The organism is Bacillus sp. z50, assembly GCF_058313585.1.
Genome location: NZ_JBZFQL010000004.1, coordinates 234237 through 251441 on the forward strand (window position 1 = coordinate 234237; position 17205 = coordinate 251441).

16 protein-coding genes and 1 riboswitch are annotated in these 17205 nt (G+C 36.7%); of the genes, 5 read left to right on the forward strand and 11 right to left on the reverse strand.

Annotated elements, in window-relative coordinates; all coding sequences use genetic code 11:
• Positions 1-70 precede the first annotated feature (70 nt).
• From AC4G3N_RS13810 to AC4G3N_RS13825, 4 genes are all read right to left on the reverse strand, one after another.
• On the reverse strand, positions 71-964 hold the full coding sequence (locus tag AC4G3N_RS13810) for a cation diffusion facilitator family transporter (RefSeq protein WP_262366020.1): 894 nt from the start codon (positions 962-964) through the stop codon (positions 71-73).
• 200 nt (positions 965-1164) lie between these two features.
• A complete protein-coding gene (locus AC4G3N_RS13815) occupies positions 1165-2103 on the reverse strand; it encodes a magnesium transporter CorA family protein (RefSeq protein WP_066101990.1) in 939 nt (312 codons plus the stop codon).
• 18 nt (positions 2104-2121) lie between these two features.
• Entirely contained in the window at positions 2122-2244 is a 123-nt protein-coding gene (locus AC4G3N_RS13820; protein WP_258187980.1) for a hypothetical protein, read from the reverse strand.
• A 304-nt stretch (positions 2245-2548) separates the two neighbouring features.
• Complete coding sequence (locus AC4G3N_RS13825) at positions 2549-3058, reverse strand: YusW family protein (RefSeq protein ID WP_491090346.1); 510 nt, start codon at positions 3056-3058, stop codon at positions 2549-2551.
• A 232-nt stretch (positions 3059-3290) separates the two neighbouring features.
• Between AC4G3N_RS13825 and AC4G3N_RS13830 the strand changes: the two genes are divergently transcribed.
• From AC4G3N_RS13830 to AC4G3N_RS13845, 4 genes are all read left to right on the forward strand, one after another.
• A complete protein-coding gene (locus AC4G3N_RS13830; protein WP_491090347.1) occupies positions 3291-5438 on the forward strand; it encodes an MMPL family transporter in 2148 nt (715 codons plus the stop codon).
• 80 nt (positions 5439-5518) lie between these two features.
• Positions 5519-6307: a TIGR00266 family protein gene (locus AC4G3N_RS13835; RefSeq protein WP_066101999.1), complete on the forward strand. Its 789-nt coding sequence runs from the start codon at positions 5519-5521 to the stop codon at positions 6305-6307.
• Positions 6308-6855: 548 nt separating this feature from the next.
• Complete coding sequence (locus AC4G3N_RS13840; RefSeq protein ID WP_491090348.1) at positions 6856-7458, forward strand: tetratricopeptide repeat protein; 603 nt, start codon at positions 6856-6858, stop codon at positions 7456-7458.
• 185 nt (positions 7459-7643) lie between these two features.
• The gene (locus AC4G3N_RS13845) at positions 7644-8021 is read left to right on the forward strand and encodes a GtrA family protein (protein WP_066102005.1); all 378 of its coding nucleotides are present in this window, start codon (positions 7644-7646) and stop codon (positions 8019-8021) included.
• A gap of 105 nt (positions 8022-8126) precedes the next feature.
• On the opposite strand, the gene glpX is transcribed toward AC4G3N_RS13845, so the two are convergent.
• The 5 genes from glpX to AC4G3N_RS13870 form a co-directional block, all read right to left on the reverse strand.
• Positions 8127-9101, reverse strand: a complete 975-nt coding sequence (glpX, locus tag AC4G3N_RS13850) for a class II fructose-bisphosphatase (protein ID WP_066102008.1) — start codon at positions 9099-9101, stop codon at positions 8127-8129.
• A 295-nt stretch (positions 9102-9396) separates the two neighbouring features.
• Positions 9397-10500 (reverse strand): iron-containing alcohol dehydrogenase family protein, encoded by a 1104-nt coding sequence (locus tag AC4G3N_RS13855; RefSeq protein WP_140461124.1) that lies wholly within the window; start codon positions 10498-10500, stop codon positions 9397-9399.
• A gap of 203 nt (positions 10501-10703) precedes the next feature.
• Positions 10704-11528 (reverse strand): MetQ/NlpA family ABC transporter substrate-binding protein, encoded by an 825-nt coding sequence (locus AC4G3N_RS13860; RefSeq protein WP_077247973.1) that lies wholly within the window; start codon positions 11526-11528, stop codon positions 10704-10706.
• A 20-nt stretch (positions 11529-11548) separates the two neighbouring features.
• A complete protein-coding gene (locus AC4G3N_RS13865) occupies positions 11549-12220 on the reverse strand; it encodes a methionine ABC transporter permease (RefSeq protein ID WP_066102014.1) in 672 nt (223 codons plus the stop codon).
• Positions 12210-13223, reverse strand: a complete 1014-nt coding sequence (locus AC4G3N_RS13870; RefSeq protein WP_139891514.1) for a methionine ABC transporter ATP-binding protein — start codon at positions 13221-13223, stop codon at positions 12210-12212. The genes AC4G3N_RS13865 and AC4G3N_RS13870 overlap by 11 nt, the downstream gene beginning before the upstream one ends.
• Before the next feature lie 81 nt (positions 13224-13304).
• Positions 13305-13411: riboswitch (SAM riboswitch) on the reverse strand.
• Between the two features lie 495 nt (positions 13412-13906).
• On the opposite strand from AC4G3N_RS13870, the gene AC4G3N_RS13875 reads away from it, so the two are divergent.
• Entirely contained in the window at positions 13907-15073 is a 1167-nt protein-coding gene (locus tag AC4G3N_RS13875) for a pyridoxal phosphate-dependent aminotransferase (protein ID WP_491090349.1), read from the forward strand.
• Between the two features lie 347 nt (positions 15074-15420).
• Here AC4G3N_RS13875 and AC4G3N_RS13880 read toward each other — a convergent pair whose 3' ends face one another.
• Both AC4G3N_RS13880 and AC4G3N_RS13885 read right to left on the reverse strand, forming a co-directional pair.
• A complete protein-coding gene (locus tag AC4G3N_RS13880) occupies positions 15421-15852 on the reverse strand; it encodes a WapI family immunity protein (protein ID WP_490558993.1) in 432 nt (143 codons plus the stop codon).
• 818 nt (positions 15853-16670) lie between these two features.
• Positions 16671-16991 carry a hypothetical protein gene (locus tag AC4G3N_RS13885; protein WP_066102026.1) on the reverse strand — a complete coding sequence of 107 codons (321 nt, stop codon included), beginning with the start codon at positions 16989-16991 and terminating at the stop codon, positions 16671-16673.
• Between the last annotated feature and the right edge of the window lie 214 nt (positions 16992-17205).

Genomic DNA, 17205 nt, shown 5'->3' on the forward strand with positions numbered 1-17205 from the left:
TAACTAAAATATCCGGTTGGACAGAACGAAAAAAGGCCAATTTACAATTAACATGTAAATTGGCCTTCGTTTATTCTGGAAAGTATGGATTTAAATGAATGAGCACTTCTTCAATATGGTCAAATTTCTCCTTTAGAGAGTTCTTAATCTCTCTTGATAGGTCATGACCTTCTTTAATTGTTTTATCTTGATCAATTGAGATACGAATATCCATTATTATGTAGTGACCGTGTTCTCTTGCCCTTATTCGGTCAATACGTCTGACTTCATCAAAACTAAGGATAACAGCCTCAAATTGCTCCATCATTTCCGGCTGTACATTGCGTTCGATTAGAATATGGAAGGCTTCTGTCAGCATTTCCCTTGCAATTTTGAAAATCAAATAGGCTACAAATATACTTGCCACTTTATCCCCATATAAGAGAAAGGTGATTCCTAATTTATCCCCAAGATAAGATAAAAGTATACCTATTGCTGCAGCCAATGATGCCACTATATCTGCCTGGTGATCATATGCTACCGCTTCAATCGCTTTACTGTTTACCCGTTTACCGACATTCATGGAATAACGGAATAAGCATTCTTTCGCTACATAAGAAAATAAAGCAATCCAGAAGGCAATCATACTTGGGGTCTCAATAGGATGGAAAAATCCTGCTACACCTTCATACACAATATAAAGGGATACTAATAATAACAAGATTCCAATTACCCCGGAAACAATTACTTCAGCTTTGCCGTGTCCGTATGGATGCTCTAGATCCGCAGGTTTATTTGAAACTTTAAGTACCAATAATACGATAACCGCTGCAAAAACATCTGCTGCTGAGTGTATCCCATCCGCGAATAAGGCATCACTGCTTGCGATTATTCCGATTACGATTTTTCCAACTGTAAGAATTATATTGCTCCAAATACTAATCCAGGCTACCCTTTTTGCCATTGACTCTCTAAGTTCCAAAATAATTCACCCCATACTTTTATACCTATATAAAATAGTCCATACATTAGTGCAGAGAAATGTTATATCACTTTTTTATCGAACTGTACAGAACATGTTACCAAACAAATCAATTATGAACACAAAACAATATTTTATCTTTTTCACGAAAGAGACTCAACATATTTAGCTTACCCAAAAAAAAGAGATAGCTTTTGCTATCTTCAAAAGTATCTCTTTTTCCAAAATATTATAGTTGTAATGGATGATAACAATAGGGCAACACAAATAACACCTATAAACGCATACGGGTTATTTTGAAAAGGTAAATTAACGTTCATACCATATATGCTTGCTACAATGGTCGGGAATGATAAAATAATCGTAATGGAAGTTAAGAATTTCATTACGATATTCAGGTTATTAGAAATAACTGAAGCAAATGTGTTCATCATACTCGTTAAAATGGAATGATACGTCTCAGCCATCTCAATCGCCTGGGTGTTTTCAATAATAACATCTTCTAAAAGATCCTTATCCTCTTCATACATTTTCAAATGATTCAACCGCAAAAGTTTTTGCAATACGATTTTATTGGATTTTAGCGATGTCGTAAAATACACCAAACTCTTTTCTAATGAAAGGAATGCATAGAGCTCTTCATTTTTCATAGATTGGTGTAATTCTTTTTCGATGTCATCTGTTTTACGATTGATTTGTTTTAAATATCTTAAGTAATAGCTAGAGATATTAAACAGGATTTGAAGAGCAAATCTTGTCTTTTTATACGTAAAAAATCCCTTCATTTTCTTACTCACAAAATCAGTAATAATGGGATTTTCAATGAGTGAGATTGTAATAAAGCATTCGTCCGTTACAATCAGACCAATTGGGAGAGTTTCATAAAGCGGGAATCCCCCATCATCATACGTAATGTATGGAAAGTCTACAATGATTAATATATGATTATCTTCTCTTTCAAGCCGAGACCGTTCTTCATCATCCAATGGGTCTTTAATGAAATCTTCCGGTATATCCAAACGATCCGAAATTAACTTGATTTCAGCTTCACTTGGCGCAACCATATTGACCCAGCACCCTTTTTTCAGTTCATCAATTTTCTGTAATTTACTATCTGTATCTGAGATATAATATTCTAACATTGATTTAACCTCCTCTCATTATGAGGAAGCAACAACTCTTTTTAATGGAATGACAATTATCTTTCCCCACCTTTTATAAAAAGCACTGTTGGTTTCCTCAGGCAAGCTCGTGTCTGGGTCACTCGAATCGTAGTTACTCAATAATTTCAACTCCTTTGAAGATAGTTTTGCCTCTTACATCTTATACCTAACATTCAAAGCTGTGCAATGGGAAATTAACTATTCATAAAAAGAATACTTAGTCTGGCTGTCATACTTCCTTTTTTAGAACATCCTTCTCCCTTTCGTTCTCTAAAAAACACTCTGCCTTATCCCAACCATTATTAAAAATCATTATCTTACAGCCCAACGAATTTAATAAAAGTAACTTTTTCACTTAATTATTCTACATAAAAACAAAGCATCCCCTTTTAATCTTAAGGGATGCTCTGATTGCGTATATCAATTACTTATTATTTCTATATTCTTTTTCTGTTCCGTCATTAAATGAAATATCTATATCAATCGCCTGATAATTATCATCTAATTCAAATGCTGAAATAACTTTGGATATAACATCATCCTGTGATGTATTAGAATCAATATCTAATTTTTTAAATATAGGATTTAAGCGGTCAACTGCATCATTACCATTTACTCGCTCATTATTTCGATCATCTTCAATCGAAGCTTCTACTCCATCGTTATCATTTTCGTAGCTAACCTCATAATCCTTATTATTTTCGTATTTCACTTCAAGATCAAAATCTCTAAAAGAATAAGCTGAATCAGTATTATTGTCTGTTGCTTGATTGTTTGCGTTGTTATTGTCTTTCGCTGTATCATTCGCATTGTTATTTTCTGTTGTTTGATTGTCATTTGCTTGATTATCTTTTTTTGCATCATCATTATTATTGCACCCTGCTGCAAATACTGTTAAAACGCACATACACATGATTAATGATAATTTCTTCATAATGTCTCCTCCTAAGTTTGTTATGTAACTGTTGTTTTAGTATTTCCCCACTTAGATTCTAAATACACTATCTTTTCATATTTATATTGATAATTATTTCATTATACTTACCGGGTAAAACCTATGATAAACTGCTTTTAAAGTTTAAAATGTTATATAGCGGGAGGATATATCTTGTATACATGGGTATAGAGAATTGTGGCACATAGAGCTAAAAGAGGAGGTTTATTGAATGATGTATACATATCGTAAAATAATCTTAGTGATTTGGATTATTTTCACATTGGTAATGGGATTCTTCGCTCTAAAAATGCCTGGTATTCTGCAAGGCAGCGGCTTTGAGATGGAAGAGTCCTCCTATGATAAAACAAATGAGCTATTAGAGGATCGGTTCGGCCAATCAGCCTCACCTTATATCATTTTATTTGAAAATAAGGATAATTTAGAGGAAAAGGATTTTAAACAAAGGATAAACTCAGTATTGAATGATGTGAAAAAAATCGACGGGTTTAGCTCAGTAGAATCCCCCTTAGAAAATGATTCACAATATAAAAAGGAGATTGCCTATGCCTCTATCTCTTTTGACGAAGACACACAAGAACCTGCAGATTATATTAAAGCTTTAAACCAAGAGATTGCTGGCCAGGATATATCCACTTCTCTGACTGGTAGCCATGTCATTGAAGAAGATATGAGCAAAGCATCTCAAACTGATTTAAAAAATGCCGAAATGATTGGGATTCCAATCGCCATGATTGTATTGTTATTAGCTTTTGGAGGATTGGTTGCTGCTTCCATTCCTCTGATGACCGGGATCGTAGCTGTTGTATCCTCTATGGGGATTATTTATTTTATTGGTCAGAGTATTAATCTTTCCGTATTTGTTTTAAATGTTGTTCCCATGATTGGGTTAGCAGTCAGCATAGATTTTGCCCTTCTCTACATCCATCGATTCAGAGAAGAACTGCAGCATCATGAAGTCAGTAAAGCCGTGAGCATTACAAACAAAACTGCCGGGAAAGCCATTACTTTTTCTGGAACCTGTGTTGTTCTTGGTCTTGCAGGGATGTTTTTCATTAATATTGATATATTCCGAAGTATAGCTGTCGGCGGTATAGTCGCTGTTTTCATTTCTGTCATTTCTGCCCTTACCTTCCTGCCGGCCTTATTAGGAATTATCGGTAAAAACATTAACAAAGCTATGATTCTAAAAACTAAAGAAAACTCGGACAGTAAATGGAGAAGTTTCGCAAACTTCGTAATGAAACGCCCTATAATTATGGCCTTAGCCGCTTTACTCATTTTAATGATTGCAGCCACCCCTATTCGCAATATTGATTTAGAAATACCTAATGCTGATTCTTTGCCGGCTGACAGTCAAACAAGAATTGCATATGAAAAATTTGAAGACTCTTTCCTTCCAAGCAATCAGTCAAACGTACCGATTGTTTTAGAAACAAAAAATCAAGAGGACATATTATCAAAGGAATCCCTTGAGAACATAGAAGCATTTATAAATGAGCTTAAGGAAGATGAGCTTGTCGATCAAGTTGATTCAATATTTACGTATACAAACACAAACTCCGCTGAAGAGTTATATCAAACCTTACAATCTGATGCGGCTAGAGAAAAAATGGCTCCTGTCCTCGAAAAGCTAGTGAACGAAGATACAACCCACATAACGGTTAAACTCGATGCAGCATACAAAACCGCGAAAGCAAAAGATTGGGTTCGAGAGGCTGAGAATCAAGACATACATCCAGAGCTGACTCACACTATTGGCGGTCAGGCAAAATTCACACAAGAAATTTTTGATGAAATCCTGGAGCAGGTCCCAAAAGGTTTATTACTGATCATCGGGGCTACTTATTTGATTTTATTAGTTGCATTCCGGTCTGTACTCATTCCGGTGAAAGCTATTCTGATGAATATCCTTTCCCTTGGAGCTGCCTTTGGTATCATTGTATGGATTTTCCAGCACGGGAATTTAGGAGTTGATCCTAACCCAATTGCACTAATGATACCTATCTTAACCTTTGCAATTGTTTTTGGATTAAGTATGGATTATGAAGTTTTCTTAATCTCCCGTATCCAAGAGATTTATCTCGAAACTGGAGATAACGATAAAGCTACCCTTGAAGGCTTAACTACAACAAGCAAAATTATCACCTCGGCAGCCGCCATAATGATTGCTGTTACAGGTGCCTTTGCTTTTACAGATATTGTACCGGTAAAGCAAATCGGGGTTGGCGTGGCCTTAGCTATTTTTATAGATGCCACCCTTGTCCGTATGGTCCTTGTTCCTTCTCTAATGAAATTGCTGGGCAAATGGAATTGGTGGTTCCCTGGACAAAAAAGGGCGAAAAAAAGCAATAATTGATTGTATACCAAACTCGCATCCTCAATTGTTTTGGATTACACTTTAACTGAAGAGATTTATCAATTTGGAGGTGTTTGGCAATGAACAACCATGAAATTGATTACAAGATATACGGAGACGATATGCAATTTGTAGAAGTGGAATTAGATCCGAAAGAAACAGTCGTGGCCGAGGCCGGAAGCTTAATGATGATGGATGAGCAGATTCAAATGGAAACCATTTTCGGTGACGGTTCTTCTTCCCAATCTGGAATGATGGGCAAATTATTCAGTGCCGGAAAAAGAGTCCTGACTGGAGAAAGTTTATTTATGACCACCTTTACAAATGAAGGAACTCAAAAAAAGCATGTATCTTTTGCTTCTCCATATCCGGGAAAGATCGTTCCTTTGGATTTAAGTGAATTGGATGGAAAGGTAATCTGCCAGAAGGACTCCTTTTTAGCAGCTGCGAAGGGTGTATCAGTAGGTATAGAATTCCAGAAAAAAATTGGGGCTGGCTTTTTTGGCGGTGAGGGATTTATCATGCAAAAACTCGAGGGTGATGGGATGGCTTTCGTGCATGCCGGAGGGACATTACATCAAAAAGTATTAGCTCCAGGAGAAAAAATACGAGTAGATACCGGCTGTATCGTTGCAATGACCAGAAATGTCGATTACGATATTGAATTTGCCAAAGGTATTAAAACCGCGTTATTTGGCGGAGAGGGTCTGTTTTTTGCTACATTGCAGGGTCCTGGAACAGTCTGGGTTCAATCACTCCCCTTCAGCCGCCTTGCAAGCAGAGTGTTTTCCGCTATGCCGTCTAGAGGCGGGTCAAGCGATGAAGGCAGTGTAGCCAAAGGTCTTTTCGATATGTTTGGTGGAAAATAGAAGAATAGCAAATTAGTAGCCCAATAGAAAAGTCTATTGGGCTTTTTTTGTTTTATCCCCTATTCATTTGAATTATATGGTAATTTAAAGTAAAGGGAATATTTTCATAGTCTCTAATCCATAAATTGCTTCCAAAAAATACGCACTTCAATCCCTTTACAATCACGTTTTTAAGTCCTTATTTTCGGGACACCTCCTCTCCCACATAGGAGGTGTTATAACTTCCGTAATTTTACCTGTCATTATTCTTGAGCAAACCCGTTCTATAGCAATTGGTAGAGTAATCTCCATTAATTCCTTACTCTTTATCAGTATCCTTTCTTTTTTCAGTATCCTTGTTAATAGATTGAATCGTGTCTAACTTATCCTGCTTGTCGGTTTGGCTGTGAAACGATTCATATGGCTCTAAGTATAACTATTTTAAAATCGTGTTTCTTACATTCCAGCACAATGAAGTTCGCATTTTTAATTAAATTAGGAAAGATGAAAACAGGAATAACATGTTATAATTATATTAATATAATAAATTTTCTGAAAGGTGATGCTATATGAGTATCTTGAATAAGTTTCACCATACCAACCCAACGGAAGAACTTTTATATAAAGCACTTCATGCTGATGAGAACACAGAAACGGATACAATTATTCAGCTTTTAGAAACCGCCCTGCCATCCATCTCGGGTAAAATGCCAAAGAGGGTCAGTAAAATGGTGTTTCCTGCTACAATCCTTTTGGCTGATCAATATATAAAAGTGAATAACCTGCAAAAAGCTAGAGATACATATGAAGCAGCCTTATCACTGGCTAAAACAGACATGGATAAAATGCGTGTTCATGAATCAATCGGGAAGATGAATTACTTACTTAATGATTTTGAAAAATCAGCAAGCCATTATCTTAAGTCCCTGCACTATGCCGCTAAGTACACACCTAAAGATGCGATAAAAAATGTCCACTCCCATTTATTGCATCAACTAGGTCACGTATTACTCGATAACCATCGTTCTGTTACGGAGGAACAAAAAAAGCAAGCTGATGAGTTTCAAAAATATTTACTGAATCAACCTAACTCCTATAACTTAACAAAATTAAATTTTTATCGGGATATTGGAATGGATTGGTGGAAAGAGTTTCATCTATTTAACCAGTAACTAAGTAAGACCGCGAATGACCATTTCCGGTCTTACTTCTTTTTATATCCATATAGTAATCAGTCATTTACTTCGCATCTATCGCTAATAACCCTTATCCATTTTTATGGAATATTTTAGCTGACTGTTAAATTGAGTATAATAAGAGAACCTAGAAAAAAAGCGAAGAAAGCTGGTTGTACTCGATGATTTTATTTGAAAAGGAATTTTGGAAATTTAATATGGTTGGCATTGTAAATACAATCAACTATTATATTTTGTATTTACTTTTTAAAGAAGTGTTTCAGATGAACTATATGACTGCCCATTTACTTGGTTTTTTTATCAGTATGATTGGCTCCTTTTATCTGAATTCCTATTTTACCTATCGAACGAAACCAACTTTAAAAAAATTCCTTCAATTCCCATTAACCTATGTCGTTAATATCTTAGTGTCCACGCTTGCCATTTATATTTTAGTCCAGTTGCTTTCCATACATGATAATATAGCACCTATAATCGCTACTATTATTGCGATTCCTTTTACCTTTTTACTCTCAAAAATGATTCTTGCAAAGGATTAATTTAATTCGGGATTAAGATTTGAAAGTATTGATCAACCTTGAAATAAAAAAATCCTATAAAAGCATATCATCACTGCTTTTATAGGATTTTATTTTTAGAAAGCATTAATGGTGGTGTGTATGGATAAATTTTGTATTTCTTGTATTTGCGCCTACCAGTAACAAGGAGTGGGTACTCATTTTCCCGCTTGGTAACTTCCTGACTCCATTCAAAAACATACCGTCGGTGATTGCCGTTGCAGAAAATAAACAATCATCTGTACGAATAATTTCATCCAGCTCGAAAATTTTAGTTGGATTTTCAATACCCATTTGTACACATCGGTTATATTCTTCCTGATTCATAGGAACTAGCTGCCCCTGAAAATCTCCTCCCAGACATTTTAGTGCAGTTGCAGTGATGACACCCTCTGGAGCTCCGCCTGTACCGACAAGCATATCAATATCCATTCCATCGATTCCAGTTGCTATAGCGCCCGTTATATCAACATCAGAGAATAACTTCAACTTCGCTCCCAGTTCGAGAACCTGTGCCATTAAAGTACTATGCCTGTCGCGGTCCTGAATCATAATGGTCAATTCTCTTACATCTTTTCCAAGGGCCTTCGCAACTGATTGCATATTCTCTTTTAAGGAGGCATTTATATTAATACATCCTTTTGCATTTGGCCCAACTGCGATCTTTTTCATATACATATCAGGAGCATGAAGCATGCTTCCACTTTTCGCAGCAGCCAACACAGCCATTGAATGATTTTTCCCTTTAGACATTAACGTAGTACCTTCCACCGGATCAACAGCTATATCAATTGCCGGACCGTTCCCATTTCCCAGCATTTCATTGATATAAAGCATTGGCGCTTCATCCATTTCTCCTTCACCAATTACGACTCTTCCACACATATCGATTGTATTTAAATGATGCCTCATAGCCCTTGTCCCTGCACCATCTGCTTCAATCTTATTTCCCTTTCCTATCCAGGGATATGAAGCAATAGCTGCCTGTTGAGTAACATGTAGCAGATCTTCTGCAATTTGCTGTACGGTGTGTTTCTTACTCGCATACTTGGTGAATTCCATAATCAACTTCCTTCGTTTAATAGTAAATTTCCCTATCCATTTTAGGGTTCATTTATACAAATAAACAAGTTTATAATTTTGGTAATAAACTATGCAGCCAGATAAGCATTTTAATTAGGAAAAAACAACTTTATTTACATGTAAAGATAAGGCTGTTTTCATAAACATTATTGCTAACGACTAATAAAAAAAGTAGACAGCTTTTTAACTGTCTACTAAGAAACCTGCACAATCAACTAATCCTAAAACACCTTCTAATTCCTAGAGTGGATGATGACCGTTTATGTAAACAACTTTAGCAAGATTTCTCACTCTCACAAACAAATTGCTCCAACTTCTGAATTGCTTCCACTACCCTCTCAGCTGTAACCAATCCAATTGACATTACATGAATCGACTCACCCGTAACTGTTGCTTTTTCAGCAACCTCAGCAATCAGCGCTTCCGTTATATCTTCCACACCTAAATCTGTTAAGGATAATGGAAGGCCCAACTCCTCATAAAACAGTCGAAGCTCTTCAATTTCTGTCCATTTGTCTTCCAGCACTAGCTGAACTAAAATGCCATATGCCACCTTATCACCATGCAAGGCGTGATGAGTTTCTTCAAGTACCGTTAAACCATTGTGAATCGAATGAGCGCCAGCAATTCGACCGTAATAATCACCATAGCCCCCAACCATGCCACCAAACATAATAATCGTTTCCACTACTTTGACGAAATCATCATTTACTTCCCCAGCCTTTGCAGCTTCAACAGCTCCACGGGCGAATTTTAGCAATAAATCCTTACATTCTCTTGCAGCAAAATGAGCAATTTGCAGTGGAACAGTCTTATTATCAATTACAGCCATCTGTACATCCGCTTCGTACCATTTCGCAAGAGTATCTCCAATACCGGCAATTAACATTTCTATTGGAGCATCAACTAAAATTTGCGGCTCCACTAGCACCAGACTGGTACAAACCGGATATATATCATAACGAATGAAAGCTCCGGAATCATCATATATAACGCTTAAAGGCGTCCATGGCGAACAATTAGATGCCAATGTCGGAATGAGAATGGACTGCCTTTCAGTCGCATCGCAAACCGCCTTAACAAGATCGAGTATCTTTCCGCCTCCGACACCTATTACCGCATCCAATGAATGATGCTTGACCAGCTTAGTAACCGCCTCGATTTCGGCAAATGAGCACTCGCCTCCGTACGTATATTCTTCCAATTCTACCTCTGCCATTTGCGGCCAATACGGCTTTACTGCCTCCCAGGACTTTTTCCCACGAACCACAAGAACTCTGCGGAGATTGCGTTCCAGCAGCTTAGCTTCCAATAAATCTAAAGCGTTATCTTTCAAAATATATTCACTTGGAGCACCATGAACTGAAAAAACAGTCATTTTCATCACTCATTTCTATTTGCTGTTAAAAACATTAATAAAGTGGGAAGTGTTATCTTTATATATTCTGTATGTCTAACCTTACACCCGCCATGCTCCTTCTATGGTTTTGTATTGTTTACGAATTAGTTGTTTAATCTAAGGGATATACAGCCTTAGTATTTATACATAAAACAAAGAGAGAACTGGGACATTTTTTCTTATTATTTCATCCATTCAGGCTTGCCGAAGCCGACAAATTCTTCATCGATTATTTTTTCGAATTCATCAGATTCTACCACTGATAAAATATCCTTAGCTAGCTGTGAATCATCATTATTAGCCTTTACTGCCACTAAATTTCGATACGGATCAAGCATATTCTCAAGCGCTAATGCACTTAATAAGTCCATATCTGCAGCTAATGCGAAGTTTCCTGGTACTGCTGATAAATCTGCACTGTCAATAGATCGAGGTAGCTGTCCTGACTCTAGCGGCTGGAATTTTAAGTTTTTCTTGTTTTCGATTATGTCCTTTTCAGAAACTTTAAGGGGTTCTGCATTTTCATCTACTACAATTAATCCTTCATCTTGAAGTGTATTGAATGCGCGAGCTGCATTTACCGGATCATTCGGAATTGTAATCGTCGCTCCGTCCTTCACTTCATCCAAAGATTTATACGTGTTTGAATAAATACCCATCGGCGCAGTCGGTACTTTAATTAACCCTGTCAAATCCATGCTGTTCTCTTTTTCAAAGTTTTCCAAGTAAATAGTATGCTGAAAAAGGTTCGCATCAATATCTCCACCATCTAACGCTTTATTCGGTTGAATATAATCACTGAACTCCACCACTTCTACTTTGTATCCCAATTCTTCCAAGCCTGGCTTGATTGCTTTCGTTGCCATATCACTATAAGGACCAGAAGTAGCTCCAATTTTAATATCCTTTGACTCTGAGCTTGCATCCTCAATGCTTTCATTGCCGCTGCAAGCTGCCAATGTACCTACCACTAAGAATAAAATAAATGCTGTTAACCCCTTTTTCATGAAATAATTCCCCTTTTCTATTATCTTTTATCTATAACTTTTGCGATGAAATCACCGGCAAGTTGGATAACCTGAACCAATACGATTAAAATAATAACAGTTGCAATCATAATGGTATTATCATAGCGATAATACCCATAGCGAATCGCTAAATCACCAATACCGCCACCACCGACCGTTCCTGCCATAGCAGAAAACCCAATCAAGCTAATTAATGTAAGTGTAATACCCGAAATGATACCTGATCTCGCTTCGAGCAATAGTACTTCCTTAATAATCATCCACGGTGTCGCACCAGCTGCTATCGCGGCTTCAATAACACCTTTATCAATTTCTCGTAAAGACGTTTCAACGATTCTCGCAAAAAACGGAATAGCTGCGACTGACAGCGATACGCTAGCAGCTGTTGGTCCAATCGTTGTCTTTACAACAAATTCGGTCAATGGCATAAGAGCAACCAATAAAATAATAAATGGTATTGATCGGACCAAATTGACGACAAATCCTAATATCCTCTGAACCGTTTTGTTTTCCCAAAATAAACCCTTTTCTGTCACATATAATAGAATTCCAACTGGTAAACCAATCACGATTGCGACAGCTAAAGAAATGGAAATCATGTAAATCGTCTGCAAAAATGCTGTGTTAATTTCAGGAATAAGCTCTATAAAGTGGTTGAAATCAAAGCCCATGTTGGAACACCTCCACTTCTGCCTCTCGACTTTCTATATAAGATATCGCTTTATTAATCTCTTCCTTCTGTCCGCGAAGCTCCATGATAAAAATACCTAAAGGCAATTCCTGAATATATTCAATTGAGCCATGAAGAAAATTGCCTTTTACATTAAATTGCTGAAGCGTATCCGATATGACTCCCTCACCGGCAACCGTTCCCCTAAACGTCACCTTGACAATCGGACCCTTGCAACTTTGGTAAATAGCGTCAGGTATATCGAACGAAACAACACTGTTAATGAATTCCTTCGTAAGATCGGCATGGGGTTTAGCAAAAATATCATACACCGAGCCTTCCTCAATGACCTTGCCATCCTGCATAATCGCCATTCGATTACAAATTTCCTTTACTACATTCATCTCATGTGTAATCAACACAATCGTAATATTGAGCTCCTTATTGATTTTTTTCAACAAATTCAATATTGATTTCGTTGTCGTCGGATCTAGTGCTGAGGTCGCCTCATCACAAAGGAGTACTGTCGGGTTATTCGCCAACGCCCTTGCAATCGCTACACGCTGCTTCTGTCCCCCACTTAGCTGCGAAGGATACACTTCACGCTTTTCAGCTAATCCGACCATTTTCAACAGTTCTTCTACTCGGTCTTGTATTTGAGTCTGCGGCACTTTTGCTGCCTTTAAAGAAAAAGCTATATTTTCAAAAACTGTTTTCTGGCTAATAAGATAAAAGTGCTGAAAAATCATCCCGATTTTTAAGCGTGCATGACGCAATTGCTTGCTTCTCAACTTAGCCAGATCAATTCCATCAACTGTGATATTTCCCGATGTTGGACGCTCCAACAAATTAATACAGCGTAGCAGCGAGCTTTTACCTGCTCCTGAGTACCCGACAATCCCGAATATCTCGCCTTTTTTAATTGTTAAGGAAACGTTGTCAACTCCATTTACTATACCGCTTTTAGTTTTGTAAATCTTATTAACATTCTGAATTTTTATCATATGCCAACCTCTATCTCTACACATTTTTTGAAACAAAAATGCCCCTCTCATCTGAAAGGGGCATCGAAATACATCTATCTCGACTTATCTTTCAGAATGTAATACATTCTGCAGGAATTGGCACCTTCCCTATTAAGGGGGTTGCCGGACGTCATAGGGCCTAGTCCCTCGGTCGCTCTCGATAAGCTATAGCTTTATTTGATTTGTTTATGATATTACAGACTTCAGAATAGTCTGTCAACAAAAACCTTTTTGACGTAAACTGTTGAACCGCTTTCATCATTGCAATTTCAATAAAATATTCCAATCCACATACATCGGATTAAAAAACTCCCCATTCTTCTTCGTAGGGCTGAACTGACGATAATGTAAAACTCTACATTTTCGCAAGCCGACTGAATAACACTTTCATCGCTCACTATTTTCATCTGCCAAACAAGCTCATTTAATGTATAGTCTCCACATTTCACATTTTCCGAAAAACAATCATTTCTGAAAAAGCTACCACACCCACTTCATCAAACGTTCCCCTATAATCTATGACTCAGCAAATCTAATAACCATTTACTACCGCTATATTCAAATTCTTTCAGCTCACTATAGACATTTCTAAATAAAGGTTATAGAATTTTATCTATTATTTAAATATTCAAAACTATATTCTCTTCGTAAAGGTGAATTATATGACATATTCAGAACGCTTAAAAAAACTGCCAGTCCAATTTTTTGCAACACTTGTCCTAAAAGTTAACAGCGCTATAGCTGAAGGCAGAGACATTATTAATCTCGGACAAGGAAATCCTGATCAACCTACTCCTGCGCATATCGTCAAAGCCCTGCAAGTGGCGGCTGAAGATGCACAAACTCATAAATATTCTCCATTTCGGGGTTTGGAAGAGTTGAAAGAAGCGGCAGCACAATTTTATCACAAGCAATATGGCGTCGAGGTTGACCCTAAAACTGAAGTTGCCATCCTTTTTGGAACGAAGGCCGGACTAGTTGAGCTACCAATGTGCTTGCTCAACGATGGAGAGCTAATGCTCTTGCCAGACCCAGGCTATCCCGACTATTTATCTGGAGCTGTATTAGCAAACGTAAACTATGAAACTTTTCCACTAACAAAAGATAATCAATTTTTGCCGGATTATGAAAGCATCCCTTTAGAACAAAGGACCCATGCAAAGCTAATGTATTTAAACTACCCAAATAATCCTACCGGAGCTACCGCAGATCATGCTTTTTTTGAAAAAACAGTATCATTTGCAAAAGAAAATAACATTACCGTACTTCATGATTTTGCCTATGGAGCTATTGGCTTTGATGGACAAAAACCTATCAGTTTTCTTGAAACGGAGGGTGCAAAAGAAGTCGGCATTGAAATGTACACACTCTCGAAAACTTACAATATGGCAGGCTGGCGTGTTGGCTTTGCTATCGGAAACCCAGCTATCATCGAAGCACTCAATCTCATTCAAGATCATCTTTACGTCAGCCTCTTCCCTGCTGTACAAAAAGCGGCAATCGCAGCCTTGACAGGGGAGCAATCCTGCGTAGAAGAGCTTATCGAACGCTATGAACGACGACGAAATTCCCTCATTGGCGCTTGCAATAAAATCGGCTGGAAAGTCGAAGCCCCAACTGGTTCATTCTTTGCTTGGCTTCCTGTCCCTGCCGGTTTCAAGAGCGAGAGCTTTGCTGATTATTTGCTTGAAAAAGCAGATGTAGCCGTTGCAGCAGGAAAAGGCTTTGGTGAATACGGAGAAGGCTACATTCGTGTCGGCTTATTAGTAGACGAAAAACGGCTAATAGAAGCTATTGAACGTATTGGAAAGCTAGGAATATTCACTTAAACAACTGCGGTATTGAACTGCTCCCTGTCTAGTAAACAATGAATATAATAAAAGCAGAACCCTGAATTCTAAGGGGTTCTGCCGCTCAATCTCTATTGATAACGTTGTTACAGATGCTATTAACGCCTCTTTTAAAATTCGTTTTTTTAATAATACTATTCTATTTTACTGTGCCCCAAAATGAATCGCCCCATGTGATCAATACAGCGTTCTTTTTTTTTGAGCACAGAAAAACTCCCCATTAGGTAAGCCAGATTTTTCAAACTGTCTTACCTAATGGGGAGCATAAAAAAAGACCGTCAACATGACAGCCTTGATTTTCTGCTATTGACCTGTTAATACAATAGCTACGGTTTACTTATAACTGGATATAGAGAGATTATATTCTCTAATTCTTTAATCAAATCATCTAAATATGATTGATTTGATACAAATTCAAAGGATAATACAGCACCACTTCCTGTCGGATAACAAGTCTCTCCAGACCATTCTATATGCCCCAACTTATCCATTTCACATTCAAAATAAATAAAGCTATCTAAATTTTTCAATATAGCTTTACCCGATAAATCCTTATTCATTAACTTCAAATCATTTAAAAAATCCCTAATGTCATCAGTTCTTAAACTAGCAATAAAATCAACATAATATCCAGGGATTTCAACTTTCACGTTTGAAATAACCCAGTTTCCATCCCAATAATCAAAGCTATTCGGATATTCACGAGCTATGATATCTATTTCTACTTTAGCTTTTTCTCCCAATAGATGGAATTTCATTTTACCACCTCATATTTTATAACTTATTAGCTTTGGTCATCTTGTACTAATCTGTTCCTTTAACCGAATAGCAAAAAAGAGCTGATCAACCAGCCCTTGATATGAAAGTAATACCCTCGTTAGGGAATAAGACTATTTTTCTATAATTATATAATCTTTCGTTTTAGAATATGGAATACCATGTTTGTTAGCAAAATCAACTAATTCTTTGAAAACGTCGTTGGGATTGAAATTTACAATTCGGATGGTAAGTCCTTTTTTAACTTGCATAAAAGCACCTTTGGTATACCAATTGACTCGTTTAAATTTAATCTGTTTTATTTGATGGGGAAATATACTTGTTTTATATAAAGGCCATTTAAAAAACAATATTTGATACGTCAAATAGTCATTATTTATCACAAATTTATATCTGATACATAATAAAACAAGAATAACTAAAGAAAATATCATTTGGAAGTATAATAACCAATCGAAAAAGTCATTTATTGAAATTGTCAATATCATTAATAGCATTATATACCATAATGCTACTCTTTGAGTCTTTGCGAAATAAACCAACTATCTCTCCTCCCTACATGTTCACTTTAACATAAATATCCATACTCCATTGAAATATACTGCCCCTAGCTGCATAGCAAAAAAAGAGCTGATCAGTATTACACCCCAAAAGTCAGATTTCTAACTTATTGGGGTCACTACATCACAGCTCTGATATTGGAGCGGGTACTCCCGATAGTTTCAGTTTATTCTTTCACAAAGAGAGTTAGCATTAGCTAAGTGCTTCTTTTTCCTCAAAGTTTTACTTCAGCTGAGGATTAGCTCTCCCTTTTTCTTAAAAGTTGCAAAGTCCCTTTTTTCTGTTCTTTAAAGTCCTCTAATTGTCTAGGAACATTAGTTACTCCATGATATATTGCATAAAACTCTTCCCACGGTTTTCCATCCAAGCGATAATATTTTTCTAATATATCTATATAAGTAAACAAAGCCTGTTCCACCACAATTTCAGATAGCTCATACTCGCTTGGCAATTCCATATCCAATCTTTCGCATAACAATTTTTGTATTCTCTTTGCATACTTTATCTGTCCCATGGAAACATCTAGCTTCTCATATTCCTCTTTAATGCTCACTTTCATTTGGTTCCCTTCCGATAAAAAGTCGTTACAAATTATACTCTAATTATTAATTAAAAACAGATAATTTACAATACCTACTATAATATTAAGATAATAACTAATTTAGTTCCTAATCGAATTGCAAGTCATTCAACTAATTACTAAATGTTATTAAAAATCAGTCTTTTTTCTACAAGTTAATCATCAATCTATTCCATGTATGGATTAATGTAGA